The sequence below is a fragment of the Pedococcus aerophilus genome (genome assembly GCF_039532215.1).
GTDB lineage: Bacteria > Actinomycetota > Actinomycetes > Actinomycetales > Dermatophilaceae > Pedococcus > Pedococcus aerophilus.
Genome location: NZ_BAAARN010000005.1, coordinates 165,046 through 187,417 on the forward strand (window position 1 = coordinate 165,046; position 22,372 = coordinate 187,417).

Below are 22,372 nucleotides of genomic sequence, written 5' to 3' on the forward strand. Positions count from 1 at the left end.
GCATCAGATCCCCCGGACGAAGATGTCTGGGGCCAGCTCGATGCCCTGGTCGTGCAGCTCGGTGGCGAACTTGGGACGCAGGCCGGTGCTCTTGAGGGTGCCCTTGAAGCGGCCCTGCTCGTCGCGGCCGGCGCTGTAGTCGAAGACGAACAGGTCCTGCATGGTGATGACGTCGCTCTCCATGCCGACCACCTCGCTGATGGCGGTCACGCGGCGTGAGCCGTCCTTGAGGCGGGCCTGCTGGATCACCATGTCGACAGCGCCTGCGACCTGCTCGCGGATGGCGCGGACCGGGAGGTCGACACCGGCCATGAGGACCATGGTCTCGAGGCGGGAGAGGCTGTCACGCGGGGTGTTGGCGTGGACGGTGGTGAGCGAGCCGTCGTGACCGGTGTTCATGGCCTGGAGCATGTCGAGGGCGGCGCCGTCACGGCACTCACCGACGACGATGCGGTCGGGACGCATACGCAGCGAGTTCTTCACCAGCTCGCGGATCGGGATGGAGCCACGACCCTCGATGTTGGCGGGGCGCGACTCCAGGCGCAGGACGTGGTCCTGGTGCAGCTGGAGCTCGGCCGCGTCCTCGATGGTGACGATGCGCTCGTCGTCGGGGATGAACGAGGAGACGACGTTGAGCAGGGTCGTCTTTCCGGAGCCGGTACCACCGGAGATGACGATGTTGCGGCGACCACGGACGCAGGCCGACAGGAAGTCGCGGACCTGCGGCGTGAACGTGCCGAAGGCGATGAGGTCCTTGTCCGTGAAGGGGTCGGTCGCGAACTTTCGGATGGTGAGCAGCGAGCCGTCGAGGGCGATCGGCGGGATGACGGCGTTGACACGCGAGCCGTCGGGCAGGCGGGCGTCCACGAGCGGGCTGGCCTCGTCGACACGACGACCGACGCGGCCGACGATCTTGTCGATCGTGCGACGCAGGTGGGCGTCGGAGCTGAACCGCGCCTCGACCGGGTAGAGCTTTCCGGCGCGCTCGACGTAGATGGAGTCCGGACCGTTGACCATGATCTCGGAGATCTCCGAGTCACGCAGCAGCGGCTCGAGGGGCCCGTGGCCAAGGATCTCGTCCGCGACCTCCTGGGAGATGCGGGTGCGGTCCGCGAGGGACAGCGGGGTCTCCTCGTGGTCGATGACCTCCTGCAGCGTGTGCCGCACCTTGGTCTCGAGCTCGGACTGGTCGAGGTGGGGGTCGTAGAGCTGCGGGCCCAGGGAGTCCAGGAGGGCCTGGTGGACGCTGGCCTTGACCGCGGAGAACGGGTCGACGACCCGCTGGCGCTCGTTGGCCGCGGGCGCCGGCGTGCCGCTGACGGCGTCGCTGGCGGCCTGCTGGGAACGACGGACGTTTTCCAGGCGCTCGGCGAGACTCATCGGTTTCCTCCTCGGGAGAGCGACCAACGGCTCGTGCGTCCACTGGGCGTTGAACCAGACTTCTGGTCGGCGTTGGATGCCGCGCCGGGCTCCGGCTGGCGCACGAAGCGCTCGGCGAGCTCGCGCAGGGCGACGCTGACGGGGTGCTTGGGCTCGTCGAGGATGATCGGCACGCCACGGTTGACCGAGGCGGGGACCGCGGTGCTGTTGGGCACCATGATCGCGATGTCCTGCTTGAGTGCCGCGACGACGTCCTCGGCGCGCAGGCCGACCTTGGCGTCGGAGCGGTTGAGGACGATCAGCCGGGTGTCCTTGGGGTTGCCCAGCAGGTCGAGGGTGTCGAGGGTCAGCCGCAGGTTCTTCACGGCCGGGATGTCGAGCGTCGCGATCAGCACGAGCAGGTCGCTGTCGTCGAAGGCCGCGAGGACGTGCGAGGTGAAGGCCGGGGGCGTGTCCAGCAGGACGTAGTCGTAGTGGCGCTTCGCCACGCGGATCAGCTCACCGACGGTGGATCCGGGGATGCGGTCGGCGTCGCTCGGCTCGGCCGGTGCGCTGATGGTGTCCAGGCCGCTGTCGTGCTTGGTCACGACGGACTTGATGGCCTGCTCGTCGATGTGGCCGGCCATGCTGACCAGGTCGATGATGGAGTTCTGGGGCAGCATCTGCAGGCTGATCCCGACGTCACCGAAGGCGAGGTCGAGGTCGATGAGCAGCACCTTGGAGCCCGTGGAGGCCAGGTAGGTCGACAGGTTCGTCGCGAAGGTCGTCTTGCCCACGCCACCCTTGGCGGAGAAGATCGTGACGACACGGGCCGACTTGAGCACACCACCGGTGTCGGCGGTGTGCCCCGCGACCCGCGAGGTCAGCTCGCGGCTGCGACGGGCTGCATCGGCCAGGCCGGTCAGGTCGTCGGCCGTGATGACCTCGCGCACGCCGGAGCGCAGCGCCTGGCCCAGCACGTTGACGTCGAGGCGACGACGCAGCAGGAGCACGCCGATCTCGGGTCGCTCGACCCGGGCGAACTCGCTGAACTGGCAGGCGCCTTCCATGTCGACGTCCGGGCCGATCAGCACGAGCTGCTCGTGCGGCGCGTCCTCGAGGGCGCGCACCATGGCGGCCTGGGTGTCGACTCGGTTCACCTCGCCGACGGCGAAGTCGTAGCGATCAGTAGCCGCAGGGTCCGCATCCCACAACAGCGTCATAACGAGCTCCTACTTGGAGAAGAGTGATGCTTCGGAAACAACCTTGCCGAGGTCGATCTTCGCATCAGTGCCGCGCAGGGCGGCGTAGAGCGAGCCGGTCTGGATGCCGTGCACCAGCCGGGTGGCGTCGGCCGGGGTGACGGCGACGGTCATGAGGGCACCGAGGACCGGTGCGGGGGCTGCTTCCTCGCCGGCGACCGGAGCCGCAGCAGGGGTGAGGGAGGCCTGGCCCATGGCGATGATGAGGACGTCGTCGAGCAGGACGCGGGTGGACTGTCCCCCGGCGCTGGCCGCCCCGTCGGTGGCGCTCGCCTTGGTGGCGGTGGCCGCGTAGGTGTCGTACAGGACGACCTTGGAGCCGGGCGTGAGGAACGTGCCGACCCGGGCAGGGTCGGACAGCTGCACCGCGACGGCGACCATGCCTGCCGGTACCTCGATGGCCTTCTCCCCCACCGGCTTCACGCCGAAGCGGTCGGCCAGGACGTACTCGCCGGGCTGGATGTCGGTGGTCGCGTAGAGGCCACCGTTGCTGCCGTCGACACCCGCGAGGGCACCGGCAGGCACTCCGGCCGCGGCGATCGAGGTCTTGATGATGAGGCCGTTCTGCACCGAGTCCTTGAGGGTGGTGCCGGCAGGGACGAGCGACTGGACGACGTAGACGCTGGTGGGCTGCTGGGCAGCCACGGCACGGGCGTCAGCCCCGCGCGCATAGAGCAGCACGGCCGTGACGCCCACCAGGGCGACGAGGGCGGCGGCGAAGATGGCGACGAGTCTGCGTCCCATGGTGGTGTGTGTCCTCGTGGTTGGGAGTGCGTGGCTACAGAGCGCCGGCCGGGACGTGGAACAGCTGGATCGTGTTCTGCCCGAACAGCGTGACGGCGCCGATGATGACGATCGCGATGAGCGTGACCATCAGGGCGTACTCGGCGGAGGTGGCTCCGTGGTCGCCCCGGCGTGCACCGGGGCGACCACGGACCAGCTCGCCGACGAAGGTCATGGTGGACGACGAGATCGTCCGTCGGAGGCCGCGAGCGGCCCTCCTGGGCGTTGAGCGTGCGTTCACCATGTCCTCCTTGGTCCGCGGGCTGGATGTTTGCCCGTCGGTCCCGTGTGGTTCGTCAGATGCTGGTGGCCGCGCTGTTGAACAGGCCGCGGATGCTGCCACCGAGGGCGGTGACGGCGACGATGATGACGATGGCGATGAGGGCGACCATGAGGCCGTACTCCACCGCGGTGGCGCCCTCCTCGCGGGTGGCGAAGCGGGTCTGGAGCTTGGCGACGAACTTGAGCATGAGAGTGTCCTTTCGAGACCAACGGGCCGGGGCGGGCGCCCCTGCGAGCAGAAGACTGTCAGCCGGGGTCGACCGCGGTAATCGGCTGTCACGTCACGACCCGCTGGCCCCTTCGAGGAATTTCCCTCAACCGTTCGGCTGATGCGGTGAGTCAGTTCCCCGTTCCCCGGCCGGGCCGTCGAGAATGGCGAGCATGTCCGGCTCCTCCCCTTCCGTGCCCCGTTCGGCGCGCGGTGGCTGGAGCAGGCTCGTCCCGTTGGTCCTGGTGCTGGCGCTGCTGCCGGTCCTCACGGTGCGGTCGGTCGCCGACCCCAGCCCGTGGCTCCACCTGCGCGTCGGCGACTTCCTCCTGGACGGTGGGCGGTTCGGACAGCCCGATCCGTGGGCTCCTTTCGCCGCTCACGCCTACGTGCCCACCCAGTGGCTCCCCTCCGTCGTCCTGGCGCAGGGGTACGACCAGTTCGGTGTGGCAGCAGTCGTATGGTCCCGGGGAGTCGCCATCGTCGCCCTGGCCGTCGGGGTGCTGTGGCTGACCCGTCAGGTCAGTCGACCCGTGGTCGCCGTTCCGGTCACCGTCGCCGCCGTCGCCGCGGCGTGGGGTGGCCTGGCCGAGCGCCCCCAGCTGGCGGGCTTCGTCCTGCTCGTGGTCGCCATCGGCGCGTGGTGGCGCACCGGCACGGACCACCGGGCACGGTGGTGGCTGGTCCCGCTCACCTGGCTCACCGCCTGCACGCACGGCGTGTGGGTGCTCGGCCTGGTCGTCGGCGGCTTGGTCGTCCTCGGCCTCGGAGTCGGCCGCGAGGTCACCTGGCCCCAGTGGCGCCGGCTGGCCCTGGTCCTGGTGGCGTCGTTCCTGGCCGCCGGCCTCACCCCGCTGGGTCCCCGCCTGCTGCTCACCCCCTTCCAGGTCGGGTCCAACGGCCGGGAGTTCGTCTCCGAGTGGTTTCCCTCCTCGGTCCGCAGCCCCGACGTCGCCCTCGCCCTGGTCATGCTCGGTCTGGTGTATGCCGCGTGGCTGGCCCTGCGGGAGCGCCCGCCGGCCTGGCAGCTGCTGCCCTTCCTGGTGGCGATCGCGTTCATCCTCACCATGCAGCGCACGGTGGCCGTGGGAGCGTTCCTCGCGGCCCCGCTGCTGGCCGAGCAGGCGGAGAAGCTCGTGGCGAGGCGTCGTCACGAAGTCACCGTGCCTTCCGGGTCTGGCAGGCCTCGCGGGCTCGTCGGGCCTTCGCGGCGTGAGGTGGCGAGCTGGGTCGTCGGGCTCGTCCTGGCCGCCCTCGTCGCCCTCCCCCTGTCCAGCGCCCGTGCCGGCACCGTCCACGCCGTGCCGGTCGGCTTGTCCGAACAGCTGCGCGCCCTGCCCCCGCAGACCCGGATCCTCGCCGAGGGCGACGTGACCGGCTGGGTGCTCTTCGAGGCACCGCAGACGGTGCCGGTCTTCGACCTGAGGATCGAGTCGTACAGCGGCAGCTACATCACGCGGTACATCGACGCCATGCAGGCCCGACCAGGGTGGGGCGACTTCGTCGCCCAAGGTGGCACCCGGGCAGCGCTGCTCCCCGCGCAGTCACCCCTCGGGCTTGCCCTGGTCGAGCAGCTCGGGTGGTCGGTCGTGGCCATGGCCGACGGCTACCAGCTGCTGGAGGCCTCGTGAGCGCGCTCTCCGCCCGTCTCGGTCAGGTGGCGTTCGCCGGTGGCTTGCTGGTGGCCATCGCCTGGGGCACCTCGCCGTTCTCGGAGTTCGACACCTGGTGGCACCTGCGCGAGGGGCGCCACATCCTGCAGACCTGGTCGCTGTCCGGGACCGACCCCTGGGCCTCCTTCGCCGACCGCCCGTATGTCGCCACCCAATGGCTTCCCGAGTCCGTGGCGGCCTGGACCGTCGACGCCGTAGGGCTCTGGGGAGTCGTCTGGCTCCGGGCGGTGGCCGTCATCGCGCTCTACCTCGTCATCTACCTGCTCTGTCGGCAAGCCGCAGGTCGGTTGCCCTCCAGCCTGGCGTCGGCCATGGCGGTGCTCGGTGCCGGAGCCAGCCTCAACCCGCGGCCCCAGCTGGTGAGCTTCGTGCTCTTCGCCGTCGTCTACCTCGCCTGGTGGCGGTCCATGAAGGACCGACGACTGCGGTGGTGGCTGGTCCCCGTGTTCTGGGTGTGGGGGTGCTGCCACCCCTTGTGGATGTTCGGCCTGCTCCTGGGGATCGTCATGTCGGTCCTGCTCGCCGTGCGGCCCGAGGACCAACGACCCAATCGCCGGGCCCTGGTCGGCCTCAACCTCGCGTGCGCGGCGGTGCTCGCGCTGACACCGCTGGGACCACGGCTCCTCACGGTCCCGTTCGACGTGGCGGGCAACGCCTCCTGGATCGCCGAGGAGTGGCGGGCGACCCCTTTCAACAACGTCTTCGCCTACGTGACGCTGGGGATGCTCGTCACCACAGCCCTGCTCTGGCCCCGCCGGCCGGCGTCCCGCCCCCTGTGGCAGTACGTGGTCCTGGCGCTCGCAACCGGCATGGGCCTGTGGATGTGGCGCCTCGTGCCGCTGGCGTGCGTCCTCGCCGCTCCGCTGTTCGCCTCAGCCCTCCAGGACGTCCTCGGCCGTGCCATCGAGCCCGGCGGGAGACGCGAGCGGCGCGCGGTGGTGGTGGCCGGCGTCCTGGCCATGGTGCTGGCCGGCGCTATCGCCGCCGGGCCCAAGGGAGCGGCAGCCCAGACCTATCCGGGGAGGATCGGCGCCATCGGCTCCCACCTCGCAGACCTGCCGGACGGCACCGTCGTGCTCAACGACTTCGGCATCAGCGGCTGGCTGCTCTGGGCCCACCCCGAGCTCCGGCCGGTCGTCGACCTGCGGGTGGAGATCTACTCGGCCGACTACCTGCGCAGCTACATCCGCACCGAACAGGTGCGCCCCGGGTGGCAGGAGTACGTGCGTGACGTCCACCCGGGCGCGGCACTCGTCGCCAGCGACTCCGCCCTCGGTGACGCGCTCGTCCACCGACTCGGTTGGCGCGAAGTCGCCTCCACGCCTGACTTCCTCCTCCTCGTCCCGGGTGACCAGTGAGGCCGACTCTCCCAGGAGCACCCACCGGACCTGCCGGCGGACCTGGCGCCCCTGCACTGGACCGGGCACCGGGCACCGCGAGTCGGCTGCTCCGCGTCGGCCGCGAGCTGGCCGCACCACTGGGCATCTACGTCGCCACCCGTGCCATCGCCGCGGTGTTCATCCTGGTCACGGCACCCGGTCGCACGGTCGTCATCGAGGAGCTGAACGGATACCACTCAGCCGTGCAGACGACCCTTCCCGCCGACTACGGCACGATCGTGACGTCGTGGGACGGGCAGTGGTACTGGGACATCGTCCTCAACGGGTACCCCGACCGCGTCGTCGACGCAGCGGGTCACCCCGTCCAGAGCGCCCTGGCGTTCTTCCCGCTCTATCCGACGCTCGTCGAAGCCGTCATGGCCCTCACGGGCCTCGGCTTCGAGGTCGCGGCCCCTCTCACCAGTCTCCTGCTCGGAGCAGCAGCGGTGGCGGTGGTCTTCCGCCTCGTGGAGCAGAGCCTCGACCGCAGACGCGCTTTGGCCGCCGTGGCGATGCTCTGCTGCTTCATCTCCGCACCGGTGCTGCAGATCGCGTACACGGAGAGCCTTGCCCTGCTGCTGGTCGCCACCGGGCTGCTGCTCCTGCGCCGCCGCCGCTACTGGTTGGCCGCCGCGGCCATCCTGCTCCTCGGCCTGACCCGGAACATCGCCCTGACCTTTCTGCCCGTGGTGCTCGTGCACTGGCTGGTCCGCGAGCACCACCACCGTGCCGGGTCCGAGAACAGGCCGCCACGTGCGGCGCTCGGCGTGCTGGCCGTCGTCCCCCTGGTGGCGACAGCCCTGTGGCCGACGATCGCGGGGGTGCTCAGCGGCCGGGCGGATGCCTACCTGACGACGATCCAGGCGTGGCCCGGTTTCACGGGCTCGGCCCTGCGCCCACCCTGGGCCGCGGCCATGACCGGTGGCGGGCCGACCTCGTGGATCGCGGCCGCGGCCCTCCTCGGGCTCCTGCTGGCCCTCATGTCGACCCAGGCCGTGCGCGCCTGGGGGCCAGAGCTCTGGGCGTGGACCGCTGCGGTCATCGGGTTCGTCCTCCTCACCACGAGCGCGACCACCAGCCTGGCCCGCTACCTACTGCTCGCCTTCCCACTGGGACTGGTCCTGATGCCGGACACGGACGGTCGCGGGCTGCGCCGGGTCCAGAACCTCGTCGTGGCCCTCGCCTGCATCGTCGGGCTGGTCCTGCAGTTCATCTGGGTGGACAGCATCCTCGTGTTCGCAGGCCCCGACGGTGGTCTCGGCTTCCCCTGACCGAGTCCGCCCGGCAGCCACCGGACCGACCGATCGCGGTCAGCGAGCAGCGACGAGGAGGTCGGTGCCCTCACCCACGCGCTGCCAGCGGCTGCCGGCCCGCAGCAGCACCTGGCGGTCGTCGGTCGTGACGACGAGGCCGCGCTCACCGTTGATCGTCGTGATGGTCCGTGCCCCCGAGATCTCCGGTCCGGCGGTGATCTGGCCACCGAGCGGCACCGTCCACGGACGGAGCACCTGCGTGGAGTTGCGCCGGCCCAGCACGACGAGCGTCGCGTCGTCGACCCAGACGACGTCACGCATCAGCGTCAGGGTCGGGGCCAGGCTGAGCGGCGGCGCCAGGGACGCCGGAACGCCCCCGGTCTGACGGACCACGCCCGTCACGTCGAGACGCGGCCCCTTGCCCGCCTCGGTGGTGCTCACGACGGCCAGTCGCTGGCCGTCCGGCGACACCCGGAGACTGACGACCCGACGACCTTCCAACCACGGCGCCGACAACGCCCGCGGTCCCGACTTCGCCGCATCCGCCGGGTCCGCGGCTGTGTTCACCACCCACACCCGGGTGAGGTCGCCGTCCCGTCCGGCGACCCAGAGGATGTCCTGCGTGTCGTAGGTCGGGCGCGTCAGCTGGGAGCCGAAGGTCAGCACCTGCACCTGGGTCTTGCCCCGCCACCGTGCCAGCTGGGCCCGGTCGCCACCCACTGCCGCGACCTCGCTCCCGGTGCGCGACAGCGCGGGGTACGCCCACCCCGGCTGAAGCGTCGGCAGCGCTGCCGCCTGGGGCGGAGCCGGTCGGCCGCCGGGGTCGCCGACCTCCTCCGGACGCACCGGCACAAGGGTCGTGCCGATCCGCAGGAGCGGCTTGACCTCGGGCTCGCTCGGGGTGCCGAACCCGAGGGTGGACAGCGAGTCCAGCGCTCCCTCGACCCCGGGCACCCGCAGGTCGGCGCCCTCGAGCTGCAGCGCGACACGGTCCACGCCGGGCGCCTGGCTGACGGTCGCGAGGAACTGTGCTCCGAGGTTCTGGCGCTGGCCGGGGTCCGCGGCCAACCTCGTCGCGGTGAGGTCGACGGTGGCCGTGCCGGAGTCGATGGTGACGGCGTCGACGGCCAGCCGGGTGCCGGCGGGGACGTCGCTGCGGACGGCACCACGGAGGTACTCCGGTGCCCCCGACAGCAGCGAGCGCGCCAGCCGCGTCGCGAGGCCGGTGCCGAGCGGCAGCCAGCGGACGTCGGGCACGAGCCGACGCTGGCTCGCGGAGAGGAAGTAGATGCGGAACGGGTCGTAGAGGCGCAGGAAGTCGGAGTTGCTCAGCCACGTCCCGAAGTTCTCCGGGAGCTTGGTGATGCGCCACTCCCCCTCGCGCTGGACCACTTGGAAGTCCACCTCGACGGTGCTGTTGGCCGGCAGCTCTTGGTACCGGCCGGTGCCGTCGACGCGAGCCGTGGCGGTGGCCTTGGCCCGGACGTCGCCTCCGTCCGCCTCACTGATGTCGAGGACGGATTCGTTGCCGAAGACCACCACGGAGGTGTCGGGCCGCCACCCCGCCGCCGCGTCAGGCGTGAGGTAGGAACGGGCGACCTGGAACTGGTCGTCGCTGGCCGCTGCCGCCCGGATGAATCCCTCCACGACCTCCTGGGGCGACGCCCCGGGGCGGATCGGGTTGGCCTCGACGCGGATCTCGTTCTCCTGCACCGATCCCACCTCGAGACCGGGCTGGATGGCCGACTCCGTCGACAGCCCACCGCCGCACGCCGACACCAGGGTCAGCGCCGCGGCGCCGAGCGCCGCGGCAGCCCGGCGCCTCATCGGGGCCTCCCCGGTGTCGCGGGGGTATGGAGCGTGGTGTCCCGTGGGGGCGCGGACCGGCCCGTGGACGGGTTCTGGGCATCGGTGTCGCTCGCCTCGCGCGCCGTCCGTCGCTGGGACGTGGGGACGTCGTCGGGACGCAGGGACAGGGGTGCCTCACCGATCGGCTCGCCGTAGGTCCTCGGCAGGGTCAGGCGGAAGCAGGAGCCCTGCCCCGGCTCGCCCCAGGCCTGCAACCAGCCGTCGTGCAGACGGGCGTCTTCCAGGGAGATGGCCAGACCCAGGCCGGTCCCACCAGTGGTCCGGGCCCTGGCCGGGTCGGCCCGCCAGAACCGGTTGAAGACCAGCGCCGCCTCGCCCGGGCGGAGGCCGACGCCGTGGTCGCGGACCGCGACGGCGACGGCGGTCTCGTTGCCCTCGATGGCGATCTCGACCGGCCGACCCTCACCGTGCTCCACGGCGTTGACGACGAGGTTGCGCAGGATGCGTTCGACCCGGCGCGGATCCATCTCGGCCTGGCACGAGCCCTTGGCTGTGACGGTGATGGTGCTCCCCCAGCGTTCGGCCAGGGGCTGGGCGGACTGCACGGCGCGGGCCACGGTGTCCCGAAGGTCGACCAGGTCCACGTCGAGCGCAGCGGCACCGGCGTCGAACCTGCTGATCTCGAGCAGGTCGGCGAGCAGCTCCTCGAACCGGTCGAGCTCGTTGTGCAGCAGCTCGGCGGACCGCGAGACGGTCGGGTCGAAGTCCCGTCGCGAGTCGTGGATCAGGTCGGCGGCCATCCGGATCGTCGTGAGCGGGGTGCGCAGCTCGTGCGAGACGTCGGAGACGAAGCGCTGCTGCACCCTCGAGAGGCCCTCGAGCTGGCGGATCTGGGTCTGGAGGCTGTCGGCCATCTCGTTGAAGGACTTGGCGAGTCGGGCCAGGTCGTCCTCGCCGCGAGCACGCATGCGCTCGTTGAGCCGCCCCGACGAGAGGCGTTCGGCGACCATGGCGGCCCGTCGGACCGGGCTGACGACCTGGCGGGTGACGACGTAGGCGATCGCCCCGACGAGCGCGACCAGCGCGAACCCACCGATCGCGAAGGTGCGGGTGATCAGGTCCAGGGTGGCCTGCTCGCGCTGGAGAGGGAACACGACGTAGAGGTCGTAGTTGCCCGCGAGGGGCACCTGCACCTGGGACCCGACCAGGACCGCGGGAACGGCCTGCCCGGTCTGCGGGTCGTTGACGCCGACGAGGGTCACCTGCTGGCGGCTGGGGTCCTGCCGCACCGCCTCTCTGAGGTCGTCGGGGATGCTCGACAAGCCGATGCGCCCGCTGAGGACGGTCTGGACGGTGGCGTCGGACGTGTTGCCGAGGCTGCGGGCGAAGACGAGGTAGCGCTCGTTGTCACCCCCGAGGGCGGCCGCACCGCCGATGACGTCCTGGGAGAGCACGTCGAGGTCGCTGGAGCTGGTCCGGTCGCTGTCGTCGAAGCGCTTCTGCACCACCTCGGTCAGTCGCGAGGTCTCCAGCTGGGCCGACCTGATGCGGTCCTGCTCCAGGCCGTCCGAGATGGACGAGTAGAGGTAGGACCCGAGCCCGAGGACGACGAGGAGGCCGAGCAGCATGGTGGTGCTGACGACGCGGAACTGCAGCGAGCGCCGCCACGCGTGCACGACCCAGCGCAGCGCCATACCGGCCCAACGTCGGACGTGGACGGCGAGGGGACGCAGCGAACGCACGTGGACCGCCCGGCGGTCGGAGGGCCGCGGGGGCGGCGTCCGGTCGGGGCCGCGGTCGGCCGGGTCCGACATCGTCAGCTCGGACCGGCCTTGTAGCCGACGCCTCGGACGGTGACGACGATCTCGGGGTGCTCGGGGTCGTGCTCGATCTTGGAGCGCAGGCGCTGCACGTGGACGTTGACCAAGCGGGTGTCGCCTGCGTGGCGGTAGCCCCAGACCTGCTCCAGCAACACCTCACGGGTGAAGACCTGCCACGGCTTGCGGGCCAGGGCGACGAGGAGGTCGAATTCCAGCGGCGTCAGCGAGAGCGGCTCGTTGGCGCGCTTGACCGAGTGGCCGGCGACGTCGATGACGAGGTCACCGATCTCGAGGCTCTCGGGTTCGGGCTCGTCGCCGCGGCGCAGCCGCGCACGGACGCGGGCGATGAGCTCCTGGGGCTTGAACGGCTTGACGACGTAGTCGTCGGCGCCGGACTCGAGACCGACGACGACGTCGACGGTGTCGGTGCGGGCGGTGAGCATGACGATCGGGACGCCCGACTCGGCGCGGATGCGTCGGCAGACCTCCATGCCGTCCAGGCCGGGAAGCATGACGTCGAGCAGCACGAGGTCGGGCTTGCTGTCGCGGAAGGCCGCGACGGCGTTGCCGCCGTCGGCGACGTGCGAGACGTCCAGGCCCTCGTTGCGCAGCACGATGCCCAACATCTCCGCCAGCGCCAGATCGTCATCGACGATGAGCACGCGACCCTTCACTGCGTCAGTCCTCTCCCAACGGCGAGCAAACATTTCCCCCTGCGAATCATCACACACGGCCCTTGCCCGGGTCCGGGAGACGTGCGGGACGTCGCTCATCCCTTTGACGGTTCCGTCCCTGCGAGGGGGACCGCACACTGGCATCGCCGGTCTCCCGGCGACCGACAGCAGGGACTGGTGGGCATCAGCCTTACGCGGGGCTCCCCTGTCCGTTTGGACGATTCCGCAGGTGTCGTTCGGACCCGACACTGAGGTGCTGGGACCCGCATCGGCGGAGCCACGGAGCGAACCGCAGGAGCACACCGTGATGAACAGGTCGACCACTCGACGTCGTCAGGCGTCGGAGTCAGGCGCCTCAGCCGTCGAGTTCGCCCTCATCATGCCGGTGCTCTTCCTGCTGGTCTTCGGCATCCTCGACTACGGGATGCTCTTCTTCGACTCGATCGGGCTGCGCCAGGGAGCCCGCGAGGGCGCACGCCAGGCCGTCGTCCAGAAGTACGGAGCAGGGTGCTCAGGAGCCGCCAACGCCCAGATCGTCTGCACCGTCAAGGGGGCGACAGACCTCACCCTCGGGTCCGCGGCCGTCAAGGTGCGAGCCCCCGACGGCTGGGTCCAGGGAAAGCAGCTCATCGTCTGCGTGCAGTCCAAGGAACGGAGCCTCACGGGCTTCGTTCCGTTCCCTGCCAACGGGATCATCCGCACACGGACGGTCATGTCGATCGAAGAAGCCTCTCCGACGCTGACTGCGGACATCGAGGAGACTGCCCCGGCCGGGGGGAACTGGAGCTCGACATGGTGCTGACCCGAGGAGGCATCTTCCTGCGTGCACGCGGCGACGAGCGGGGCGCAGTCGCTGTCGTCGTCGCCGGCCTGATGACCGTGCTCATCCTGTGTGCAGCGATCGTCATGGACATCGGCAACGCCAAGGATGTGCGCAGGCAGTCGCAGAACGCGTCCGACGCGGCGGCACTGGCCGCGGCGAACGTGTTGATCCCCGCGGAGCCCGCCACCACCTGCTCCTCGGGACCCAGCGCCCCACCGTGCTTCACCGCTGCGGTGGATGCCATCAAGAACTACAGCCGTGAGAACTTCGGTGTGACCTCCGCCGACTGGGCCAGCTGCTCCATCACCTCCGCGCAGAGACTCACCTACACCCCCGCAGGTGAGAGCACCTGCATCTCCTTCGACAACGCCACGTCCCCCAAGACGGTGCGCGTCTGGTTGCCGACCCGGACCGTCCGGACCTTCTTCGGTGGCATCACCGGTCGGTCGACCATCCCGGTGGGGAGCCAGGCGGACGCGATCATCGAGAGCCGCACCAAGTGCACCCTGTGCTTCCTCGGAAGCGTCGACGCCCAGAACGCCGACTTCGACGTCACCGGAGGGGCCATCGCGGTCAACGGCAACGTCAGCGCCGGGCCCAACAGCATCTGGACCTCACAGGCCAATGGAGTCGTCGGGACGGTCTCGGGCGGCCAGTTCAACCCCGCCCCGACCCAGATCCAGCCCTTCAGCGACCCCCTGGCAACCACGCTCACGCTGCCCATCAACATCGCGTCACTGCCCCTGAAGACCGACCCGTGCACGGAGGGGCCCGGTCGCTACGCGAGCATCTCCTTGGGGAACAACGACACCTGCGTGCTCGCTGCCGGCTTCTACGCCGTGACGGGAACGTGGCAGATCGGCAACAACTCGCTCATCGACGGGACCGCCGGGGTCACGATCTATGCCCCCGCCAGCAACGGCTACCTGAACTTCAAGAACGGCAACGTCAAGATCAACCCGTCCACGACCGGGACGTACGCGGGCTACTCGATCATCTACGACCGCACCAACACCCAGCCCATCTCGCTGCAGGGCAACGGCGTGACGGGCATCAGCGGAATCGTCTACGCACCCTCGTCGCCGCTCGACTTCAACGGCAACTCGTGCTTCGGATTCTCCGGCGGCCCCGTTGTGGTCTCGGGAGTCCAGCTCGCCAACGGCAACCAGTCCTGCGTGAAGATCCTCAACCCGGTCGACCAGACGGTCGCGAGGACTCCGCTGCACCTCACGAAGTAGCCCCACCCCCGGCGAGCGCATCAGCGACGGGGACGCGCTCGACCGTCGGGACACAGCCGTAGCGCGACTGCACCTCCGCACTGGTCCGGTTGCTGAGGACCGTCGGCCGGTCTGCGGCCCGGAGCAGGGTGCACTCCTCGGCGACGTCGAGGGGCGACTGCAGCGTGCGACGGGGATCGGGAACCCGGTAGAAGTCTAGGAGGATGCGACCGATGGTGTCGTCGCCGAGGTCGCCCAGCCAGACGACCTGTGCGTTGTCGGCACCGGGTGAGGTGATGGCGTCCACCACCACCGGACCCCGGACGCTCGACCACGCCCCCATGAACGCCAGGGCCGGACTGATGAGCGCGTAGGCCAGGGCGAGGCAGGCCACGACGGCGCCTGCTCCGCGCAGGATCCGCGCGGACCCACCGGGTGCCCGCCGTGCCAGATGGGCCCATCCACGTCCGCAGACGAACGCGAGCGGCGAGAGCCCCAGCACCGCGGTGTGCCACAACAGCTTGCTCGGGTAGTAGTCGGTGACGGGAATCCCGACCCGGAAGGCGAGCCACGCTCCCGTGAGTCCTGGCAGGACCGTCACCACCAGGGCGATCGCGACCGGGGCGCTCCGGGGTCGGCGCAGCGCGACGAACCCCGTGGCCAGCAGGCCGGCACCCAGCAGCGCCCAGGGCACGGGTGCCACCACTCCCGCATCCGACGCGTGCTCGACCCCCACGGCCGTGAAGACCGCGAGCAGCGCAGGAACGGTCACCACGGCTCCGCAGAGGGCAGCCACGCTGAGCACCAGCCGGTCGCGCGCTCCGCCTCGGCGAGCGACCGGCCACGCGACCACGAGAAAGGCCAGGCCCGTCGCCGGCAGGAGCAGCTGCCAGCTGTGGGCACACACGATGAGCGCCGCGATGCACACGAGGGCGGCTCGCACCCTGCTGGCGTCGTCGACGACGAGCACCTCCCGCGCGACGACGGCGAGGACGATGGCACCGACGTACGAGGTCTCGAAACCCAGCGCCTGGTAGTTGCCGAGGAAGGGATTGAGCAGCATGACGGACGCCGCCGCCAGGCCGGCGAGGTCCGCCTGCCGACTCGTCGCGCCACACCGCTGGGCCAGCGCCACCGTCAGCGCCCCCGTGGCAAGGCTGAGCACGGCAGCCAGGCACCACGTCGCGGTCGACATGAGGTCGATGAGGGAACGCAGGCCCGCCGCGTCGGTCCGGGGACCAGTCGCGGACCAGATAATCGTGACGAGCGTGTGCCACGCGCGGGGATAGGGCTGCGTGGAGTAGTCCAGGTTGCCGACGACCCGCTCCTCGGCGACGAAGAGGAGGTGGCGCACGTGGTCGCCACCGAGGAACCACTCGGCTCGGTGTCCCAGGGACAGGAACCTGCCGACCACGGCGTACCCCAGGAGCGCGACGAAGGGCAACGTCATGCGCCAAGCGGACGAGCCTGCGGCAGCGCGCTTGACGGCAGCGCCCACGACCGACCCAGCGACCACGACCAGCAGCACGACGATGACCCGCGACGCGGCGAGGCTGTCCCAGGGCCGCACGCCGGACTGGCGCGCGGCCACGCCGATCACCGTGGCCGTGGCCGTGGCAGCGATGAAGGCCGTGGGAAGCGCAGCGACGCCGACGACCAGTCGGGCGACGACGGACAGCTGCCCGTCCCTGCGCTCACCTGCCATGGCTCGGAGGGTAGACGAGCGAACGGCGCCACGGGGCCGAGTCATCCCTCACGGGTCAACCCGACGTCCCTCGGCTTCTCCACTACTGCACCAGTCGTACTGGGTCGCCGGCGATGCTGGCCGTCCACGAGGTCGTGTCGGCGGGCTGCGATCCCGATCCGTAGAAGAACTCCAGGCGCAACCAGCACCCCGTCGGCGAGGAGTCGGTGCAGGAGTACGTCGCCGGGAGCGGGATCGTCACGTCCTGCCACTGCCCGTTGAAGGCCGAGCTGACGTTGATGGTGCAGTCGCTGAGCGTTCCGTTCTGGATGCCTGAGCCGATGCACCCCGTGAACCCCCCTCCGGACTCGGTCGGCGGGAGCACCTTGATGGTGCTGTTGCCCGTCGTGCCGTCGCCGATGTCGTAGAGGCGCACCCTGAACAGCTGACCGCGCGAACCGCTGGGCACCCTGGCCAGGAAGAACTTCGAGGTCCCGGCCGGGGTGTTGCCGTACATCGCCATCTTGCCGAAGCCAGCGACGGAGATCCCGTCCTCGGCCTTGTTGTTGGTCCCCCACGCCCTGAGGCTGAACCGGTTGTGGCCGCTCGCCTGGTCGTTGCCGACCTGGTTCGTCTTCACCTGGATGAGGTAGGTCCCGGGCTGGGTGACGCCGTTGATCCGGCACAGCTGGACCCACTGGCGGAAGTTGTCGGCCACGTCGGCCCTGAAGCCGGCGTTCTTCCGGTCGAGGGCCACGGAGAGGTCGCCGTTGAACCCGGCGAACCTGGTCGTGCACCCTGCTCGCGCTGCATACGAGGTGGGGTCCCACTGGTTGGTCGTGGCCGATGCCTCACGGATGCTGAACTCGGTCTGGACCTCACCCGTGCCACCGAACCGCACGTCGCCGGTGCAGTACTTCGAGCTCGGGCCCGAGGCGTACCGGACGTCCGGATCGACCACGACGGTGTTGCTGCCCTGGTGCAGCGAGGACGCCCCGGTGAGGTTCGTGTCGCACCGGTCACCGACGGCGATGAGCGCCGGGTCGAAGGCCTCGAAGGTGAGGTTGGTGGTCGGCTTGGTCACCGTCACCGTGTAGTAGTAGCCGTTGACGTCGTAGTCGGCGTTGGTGCCCATCTGGTTCTGGTATGCATCGCCGTAGCTCTTCGCCGCCTGGGGGGACCCGACGTTCGCCCAGAACTGCGCGGTGCCGTCGCAATTGGTGCTCCGACGGCTGCCAGGGTCGGGGTCGTCGCCGAACTCGTTGCAGGGACTGCCCATCGGAACGGGTCCGGCGTAGTCCGCCACGGCGCTGCGCCCGACGGTCGTCGTCGGGAGGCCCAACAGCCAACCGAAGTTGTTCTTCACGGTGCGGGACACGTCGACCCGCATCCGGGTGGACTTCGAGCCGACCACGGGCACCACGACGGTGTCCGCCGAGGCGGCGAAGCCGTTCTGCGACGCGAGGGTGCGGGCGACGCCGTACGCCGTGGTCGGGTCGCCGGGCAGGTAGGGGACAGCAGCGAGTGCCGCGGCATCCGCGGCCCGCTGGGCGCGCTGCCCGGTGTAGTACCAGTTGCCCACGTCCACCGCGAAGGCGCAGCAGCCCAGCAGCACCGTCAGCAGAAGGCCGACGAGGACCGCGACGTAGCCGGTCTCGGCGCTGCCACGGCGCGCGACGAGTCGCAGGTGTGCCCGCCTGGCACGCTGCACCGCCGTCACGGCTTGCACCCCGCAGGGGCCGGCGAGGGCTCCAGGGAGATCGCGGCGGCCTCGGCGATCGTCGCGGACCGGACGAAGCCGGTCATCGAGGGGTGGCTGACCCGCGCGTAGACACCGATCCGGTCCGGCGGACCACCTGCTGCCGGCGTGCAGGCGTTCTGGGACGTCGCCGGCCACGTGCTGCTCACCGGCACGAACGACTTGGTGCCGGCGCTCCACGTGAACTTCACGCAGGTGGCGCAGTCGCCGAAGTCGCTGCGACCAGAGGGGAAGTCGTTGGCAGCATTGGCCTTGTAGACCCACAGCTGCTGGATCAGGTTCGGGTCCATGACCGCCGCCTTGCGCTGGACCTCGTTGACCGTGGCCTGGGCGTAGTCCGTGGTTCGCGGGGAGGCGGAGGCGATGCGCACGCCGGCGCGGACCATGGCCTGGGTGGCGAGGTAGTCCTTGAAGAGCATGCCGAGCTCGATGATCCCGAAGATCATCGCGAACACGACGGGGGTGACGATGGCGGCCTCGACCATGGAGGCGCCGCGGTCCCGCGCCCCGCGACCTCTCCGGCGAATGATCGGTGCGGTCATGGCTTGCACGGTCCTGCCTTGTCGAGGGGCTCGAGCCTCATGACGGTAGACTCGGCGATGAACTGGTTGGGGAAGAAGAACCCGAGCCGTGACGGGTACCGGTACCGGATGTAGACACCGACGGTGTCCTGGCTGCCCATGCAGGCGTTCTGCGTGCTGGCGGCCCACCCCGAGGAGCCGTCGGCGACCAGGCCCGAGCTGCTCCCCGTGTACTTCACGCAGGTGGTGCAGGTGGTGAAGCCACCCGAATCGGGCCGGCCGGTGGTCGGATCGGCCTTGAAGACCCAGACCGCGCTGACCCTGGACAGGTCGGTCGAGCCCAGCGCACCCGCGACCTGCGTGGCGGTCGTCGTGGCGAAGGCGGCGTCCCGCGGCAGTCCGGAGGCCATCCTCGCTCCGGCGCGCGAGGCCGAGGACACGACGAGGGCATCACGGTAGAGGAAGGAGGTCTCCACCACCCCGTACATGATCGTGACGAGGAGCAGGGACACCAGGGCCGTCTCGACGGCCACCGCCCCACGCTCTCCCCCATGCCGTCGACGACGTCGCAGTACCACTCAGTCCCCCTGAACTCGGTGCGCTCACCACATCCTTCGGGGCGCCCTGCGTGGGGGGAAGACAGCGAGGCGTGGTCACCACGAAGGGACGAGGCACGAGCGACCGTTCGATCGAGGACAATCCGGGCGCAAGCCCCAAGAGTCTCGCGATCCGGTGTCCGCCGGCGGCCACGCACAGGTATGCCGCCCGCTCATGGTGAGCTGGCGGCATACCGGGTCGCGCTGGTGCCGTGAGGCGGTCGGTCAGTAGCGGTAGTGCTCCGACTTGTACGGGCCGGCGACGTCGACACCGATGTACTCGGCCTGCTCCTTGGTCAGCTCGGTGAGCTTCGCGCCGAGGGCGTCGAGGTGCAGGCGGGCGACCTTCTCGTCGAGGTGCTTGGGCAGGACGTAGACCTGCTTGTCGTACTCGTCGTTCTTCGTGAACAGCTCGATCTGGGCGATCGTCTGGTTGGCGAATGAGTTCGACATGACGAAGCTCGGGTGGCCCGTCGCGTTGCCGAGGTTCATCAGGCGACCCTCGGAGAGCACGATGATCGAGTTGCCGTTGTCGAACGTCCACTCGTGGACCTGCGGCTTGATCTGGGTCTTCGAGACACCGGGCACCCGGGCCAGGCCGGCCATGTCGATCTCGTTGTCGAAGTGGCCGATGTTGGACACGATCGCCTTGTTCTTCATCTGCGTCATGTGCTCGGCGGTGATGATGTTGAAGTTGCCGGTCGTGGTGACGAAGATGTCGGCGGTGTCGAGGACGTCCTCGAGGCGGGCGACCTGGTAGCCCTCCATCGCCGCCTGCAGCGCGCAGATCGGGTCGATCTCGGTGACGATGACGCGGGCACCCTGACCGGCCAGGGCGGCAGCGCACCCCTTGCCCACGTCGCCGAAGCCGGCGACGACGGCGACCTTGCCACCGATGAGGACGTCGGTCGCACGGTTGAGGCCGTCGATCACCGAGTGGCGCACGCCGTACTTGTTGTCGAACTTGGACTTGGTGACCGAGTCGTTGACGTTGATCGCCGGGAAGAGCAGGTCACCGGAGGCGGCGAGCTCGTAGAGGCGCAGCACACCGGTGGTGGTCTCCTCGGTGACGCCCTTGATCTGCTCGGCGACCTTGGTCCACTTGGTGGGGTCGGCCTTGAGGGTCTTGCGGACGAGCTCCTTGAAGACACCGACCTCCTCGGAGTCCTGCTCGTCGGTGGCGGGGACCGCGCCGGCGGCCTCCCAGTCGCGACCCTTGTGGACGAGCATCGTGGCGTCGCCACCGTCGTCGAGGATCATGTTGGCGCCCTCACCGGGCCAGGTGAGGATCTGCTCGGTGCACTCCCAGTACTCCTCGAGCGTCTCGCCCTTCCAGGCGAAGACCGGGACACCCTGGGGGTCCTCGGGGGTGCCCTGGCCGACGACGATCGCGGCAGCCGCCTCGTCCTGGGTGGAGTAGATGTTGCAGGAGGCCCAACGGACCTCGGCACCGAGAGCGGTGAGCGTCTCGATGAGCACGGCGGTCTGCACGGTCATGTGCAGCGAGCCGGCGACGCGGGCGCCCTTGAGCGGCTGGGCCGCCCCGAACTCCTCGCGCAGGGACATCAGGCCGGGCATCTCGTGCTCGGCAAGACGGATCTGGTGACGGCCGGCCTCGGCGAGGCTCAGGTCGGCAACCTTGTAGTCAAAGGACATGGAAGTACTCCTGAAGTTGACTTGCTGGTTTGCGGACCCGGCGCAGCCCATCTGGGCGAACATCGAAGGAGCGGGTTATCACCCACGCCGGCAGGAACCCAGTCTACCGGCTGCCGCCCGAGGGTTCACCTTCCATGGCCTCGTGCGGGTGCGGCGACGTATGGCGTGCAGTAGGAAGGAGACCCAGGTCACCATCGTGGCCACCGGCGAGAGGCACACCATGAGCGAGCCCAGCACGCACATCCCCGGCGACGTCGCCGACGGTGAGGTCGAGGAGACCTCAGCCGCCACGGAGGCCGAGTCCACGGAGAAGGTCGAGCTCGACATCGACGAGGAGAAGGTCGAGGCCTGGGACAAGGTCAAGGCCGACTACCAGGTCGACCCTGACGCCGAGGACACTCCCGCAAGGACCGATGAGGACGGGATGGACGAGGGCAACGCCCCCGGCTGATCCCGAACTGCCGGCCCTCGCGCTCAGTGAGCGCTCTGGGTGGCCCCTTCTGGGGGCGCGGAGGAGACCCCCAGGTCGATGTCCGGCTCCAGGTAGATGACCAGGGTCATGTCTGGCTCGGTGGCTCGGACCGCTGCTTCGGCGCGGTTGATGGCATCCGCGATGGCCGCTGCGTCCGAGCCCGCAGAGACCGCCAGCTTGGCGGCCACGAGCAGTTCCTCCGGCCCCAGGTGCAGGGTCTTGGCGTGGATCACCCGCTCGATCCCGTCGGTCGACGCGAGCGCCTCCTCGATCCGCTTCCTGGCCCTCGGCGTGGCCGACTCGCCGATGAGCAGCGACTTCATCTCGATGGCCAGCACCACGGCCACCGTCACCAGCAGCAGGCCGATGGCTCCGGTGCCGAAGGCGTCCCAGATCCCACTGCCGGTGATGAGCGTCAGGGACACACCCGCCAAGGCGAGGACCAGGCCGATCAACGCCGCGAAGTCCTCGAGCAGGACCACCGGGAGCTCCGGCGCCTTGGCCGACCGGATGAACTGCGGCCATGTGCGCGAGCCCCGCGAGCGGTTGCTCTCCCGGACGGCCGTGCGGAAGGAGAAACCCTCCATGACGATTGCTGCCAGGAGCACAGCGACCGGGAGCCACTGCCAGCTCGTGATGGCCCCGCCGTGGAGCCGGCTCTCGTGGTACTTGTGGTACGCCTCGTACAGCGCGAACAACCCACCGAGGCTGAACAGCACGATGCTGACGATGAACCCGTAGACGTACCGCTCGCGGCCGAAGCCGAAGGGGTGCTCGGGAGTCGCCTGCTGCTTGGCCTTCTTGCCACCGAGCAGCAGCAGGCCCTGGTTGCCGGAGTCGGCCAGCGAGTGCACGGACTCGGCCAGCATGGAGCTGGAGCCCGAGAGCAGGAAGGCGATGAACTTCGTGACGGCGATCCCGATGTTCGCCGCCAGGGCCGCCAAGATCGCCGTGGTCCCACCCTCTGCTGACATGGCCGCCACTGTAATCGGGGGCAGGTGGTTCCGCTCGGGCCCCGGCGCGACCCCGGACCACTCGGGCGATTAGTCCGATTCGTGACGTTCGGATGGGTGTCCTCAGCCGTTCGGACAGAACACACCGGCGCCTCTCCCCCTTTGCCCTCCGGGCTGTCACTGTGGCGA

The 22,372-nt window shown here is 69.9% G+C and carries 20 protein-coding genes; 6 read left to right on the forward strand and 14 right to left on the reverse strand.

Going from position 1 to position 22,372, the window contains the following annotated elements; genetic code table 11:
* Positions 1-3: 3 nt before the first annotated feature.
* From ABD286_RS17380 to ABD286_RS17400, 5 genes are all read right to left on the reverse strand, one after another.
* Positions 4-1,380: a TadA family conjugal transfer-associated ATPase gene (locus ABD286_RS17380; protein WP_344195803.1), complete on the reverse strand. Its 1,377-nt coding sequence runs from the start codon at positions 1,378-1,380 to the stop codon at positions 4-6.
* Entirely contained in the window at positions 1,377-2,582 is a 1,206-nt protein-coding gene (locus tag ABD286_RS17385; protein WP_344195805.1) for a CpaE/TadZ family protein, read from the reverse strand. Before ABD286_RS17385 ends, ABD286_RS17380 begins: the two co-directional genes overlap by 4 nt.
* Before the next feature lie 9 nt (positions 2,583-2,591).
* Positions 2,592-3,365: a Flp pilus assembly protein CpaB gene (gene cpaB / locus ABD286_RS17390; RefSeq protein WP_344195807.1), complete on the reverse strand. Its 774-nt coding sequence runs from the start codon at positions 3,363-3,365 to the stop codon at positions 2,592-2,594.
* A gap of 34 nt (positions 3,366-3,399) precedes the next feature.
* The gene (locus ABD286_RS17395) at positions 3,400-3,579 is read right to left on the reverse strand and encodes a Flp family type IVb pilin (protein ID WP_344195809.1); all 180 of its coding nucleotides are present in this window, start codon (positions 3,577-3,579) and stop codon (positions 3,400-3,402) included.
* A gap of 121 nt (positions 3,580-3,700) precedes the next feature.
* Positions 3,701-3,874: a Flp family type IVb pilin gene (locus ABD286_RS17400; RefSeq protein WP_344195811.1), complete on the reverse strand. Its 174-nt coding sequence runs from the start codon at positions 3,872-3,874 to the stop codon at positions 3,701-3,703.
* A 193-nt stretch (positions 3,875-4,067) separates the two neighbouring features.
* Between ABD286_RS17400 and ABD286_RS17405 the strand changes: the two genes are divergently transcribed.
* Genes ABD286_RS17405 through ABD286_RS17415 form a run of 3 tightly spaced genes read left to right on the forward strand, consistent with a single transcriptional unit; the run spans position 4,068 to position 8,217 of the window.
* Complete coding sequence (locus ABD286_RS17405; RefSeq protein WP_344195813.1) at positions 4,068-5,525, forward strand: hypothetical protein; 1,458 nt, start codon at positions 4,068-4,070, stop codon at positions 5,523-5,525.
* Positions 5,522-6,925 (forward strand): hypothetical protein, encoded by a 1,404-nt coding sequence (locus ABD286_RS17410; RefSeq protein WP_344195815.1) that lies wholly within the window; start codon positions 5,522-5,524, stop codon positions 6,923-6,925. The genes ABD286_RS17405 and ABD286_RS17410 overlap by 4 nt, the downstream gene beginning before the upstream one ends.
* Positions 6,922-8,217, forward strand: a complete 1,296-nt coding sequence (locus ABD286_RS17415; protein ID WP_344195817.1) for a glycosyltransferase family 39 protein — start codon at positions 6,922-6,924, stop codon at positions 8,215-8,217. The genes ABD286_RS17410 and ABD286_RS17415 overlap by 4 nt, the downstream gene beginning before the upstream one ends.
* 39 nt (positions 8,218-8,256) lie before the next feature.
* Here the strand turns inward: ABD286_RS17415 and ABD286_RS17420 are convergent, their stop codons facing one another.
* From ABD286_RS17420 to mtrA, 3 genes are read right to left on the reverse strand one after another with little or no spacing between them, the layout of a single operon-like run.
* The gene (locus tag ABD286_RS17420; RefSeq protein ID WP_344195819.1) at positions 8,257-10,026 is read right to left on the reverse strand and encodes an LpqB family beta-propeller domain-containing protein; all 1,770 of its coding nucleotides are present in this window, start codon (positions 10,024-10,026) and stop codon (positions 8,257-8,259) included.
* Positions 10,023-11,822 (reverse strand): MtrAB system histidine kinase MtrB, encoded by a 1,800-nt coding sequence (gene mtrB, locus ABD286_RS17425; RefSeq protein ID WP_344195821.1) that lies wholly within the window; start codon positions 11,820-11,822, stop codon positions 10,023-10,025. The genes ABD286_RS17420 and mtrB overlap by 4 nt, the downstream gene beginning before the upstream one ends.
* 2 nt (positions 11,823-11,824) lie before the next feature.
* A complete protein-coding gene (gene mtrA / locus ABD286_RS17430) occupies positions 11,825-12,502 on the reverse strand; it encodes an MtrAB system response regulator MtrA (RefSeq protein ID WP_344195823.1) in 678 nt (225 codons plus the stop codon).
* 307 nt (positions 12,503-12,809) lie between these two features.
* Here mtrA and ABD286_RS17435 point away from each other — a divergent pair, with 307 nt between their 5' ends.
* Both ABD286_RS17435 and ABD286_RS17440 read left to right on the forward strand, forming a co-directional pair.
* On the forward strand, positions 12,810-13,304 hold the full coding sequence (locus tag ABD286_RS17435) for a TadE family protein (RefSeq protein WP_344195825.1): 495 nt from the start codon (positions 12,810-12,812) through the stop codon (positions 13,302-13,304).
* The gene (locus ABD286_RS17440) at positions 13,295-14,563 is read left to right on the forward strand and encodes a pilus assembly protein TadG-related protein (protein WP_344195827.1); all 1,269 of its coding nucleotides are present in this window, start codon (positions 13,295-13,297) and stop codon (positions 14,561-14,563) included. Before ABD286_RS17435 ends, ABD286_RS17440 begins: the two co-directional genes overlap by 10 nt.
* Here ABD286_RS17440 and ABD286_RS17445 read toward each other — a convergent pair.
* The 5 genes from ABD286_RS17445 to ahcY form a co-directional block, all read right to left on the reverse strand.
* Positions 14,553-16,247: a hypothetical protein gene (locus ABD286_RS17445; protein ID WP_344195829.1), complete on the reverse strand. Its 1,695-nt coding sequence runs from the start codon at positions 16,245-16,247 to the stop codon at positions 14,553-14,555. The two genes, ABD286_RS17440 and ABD286_RS17445, sit on opposite strands and share 11 nt — an antisense overlap.
* A gap of 82 nt (positions 16,248-16,329) precedes the next feature.
* A complete protein-coding gene (locus tag ABD286_RS17450) occupies positions 16,330-17,946 on the reverse strand; it encodes a pilus assembly protein TadG-related protein (protein WP_344195830.1) in 1,617 nt (538 codons plus the stop codon).
* Complete coding sequence (locus ABD286_RS17455; RefSeq protein ID WP_344195832.1) at positions 17,943-18,527, reverse strand: TadE family protein; 585 nt, start codon at positions 18,525-18,527, stop codon at positions 17,943-17,945. The genes ABD286_RS17450 and ABD286_RS17455 overlap by 4 nt, the downstream gene beginning before the upstream one ends.
* A complete protein-coding gene (locus ABD286_RS17460; protein WP_344195834.1) occupies positions 18,524-19,039 on the reverse strand; it encodes a TadE family protein in 516 nt (171 codons plus the stop codon). Before ABD286_RS17460 ends, ABD286_RS17455 begins: the two co-directional genes overlap by 4 nt.
* A gap of 288 nt (positions 19,040-19,327) precedes the next feature.
* Positions 19,328-20,758, reverse strand: coding sequence for an adenosylhomocysteinase (ahcY, locus tag ABD286_RS17465; protein WP_344195836.1), 1,431 nt, complete (start codon positions 20,756-20,758; stop codon positions 19,328-19,330).
* Positions 20,759-20,978: 220 nt separating this feature from the next.
* Between ahcY and ABD286_RS17470 the strand changes: the two genes are divergently transcribed.
* Positions 20,979-21,209: a hypothetical protein gene (locus ABD286_RS17470; RefSeq protein WP_344195838.1), complete on the forward strand. Its 231-nt coding sequence runs from the start codon at positions 20,979-20,981 to the stop codon at positions 21,207-21,209.
* 23 nt (positions 21,210-21,232) lie between these two features.
* On the opposite strand, the gene ABD286_RS17475 is transcribed toward ABD286_RS17470, so the two are convergent.
* Positions 21,233-22,204: a cation diffusion facilitator family transporter gene (locus ABD286_RS17475; protein WP_344195840.1), complete on the reverse strand. Its 972-nt coding sequence runs from the start codon at positions 22,202-22,204 to the stop codon at positions 21,233-21,235.
* Positions 22,205-22,372: the final 168 nt, after the last annotated feature.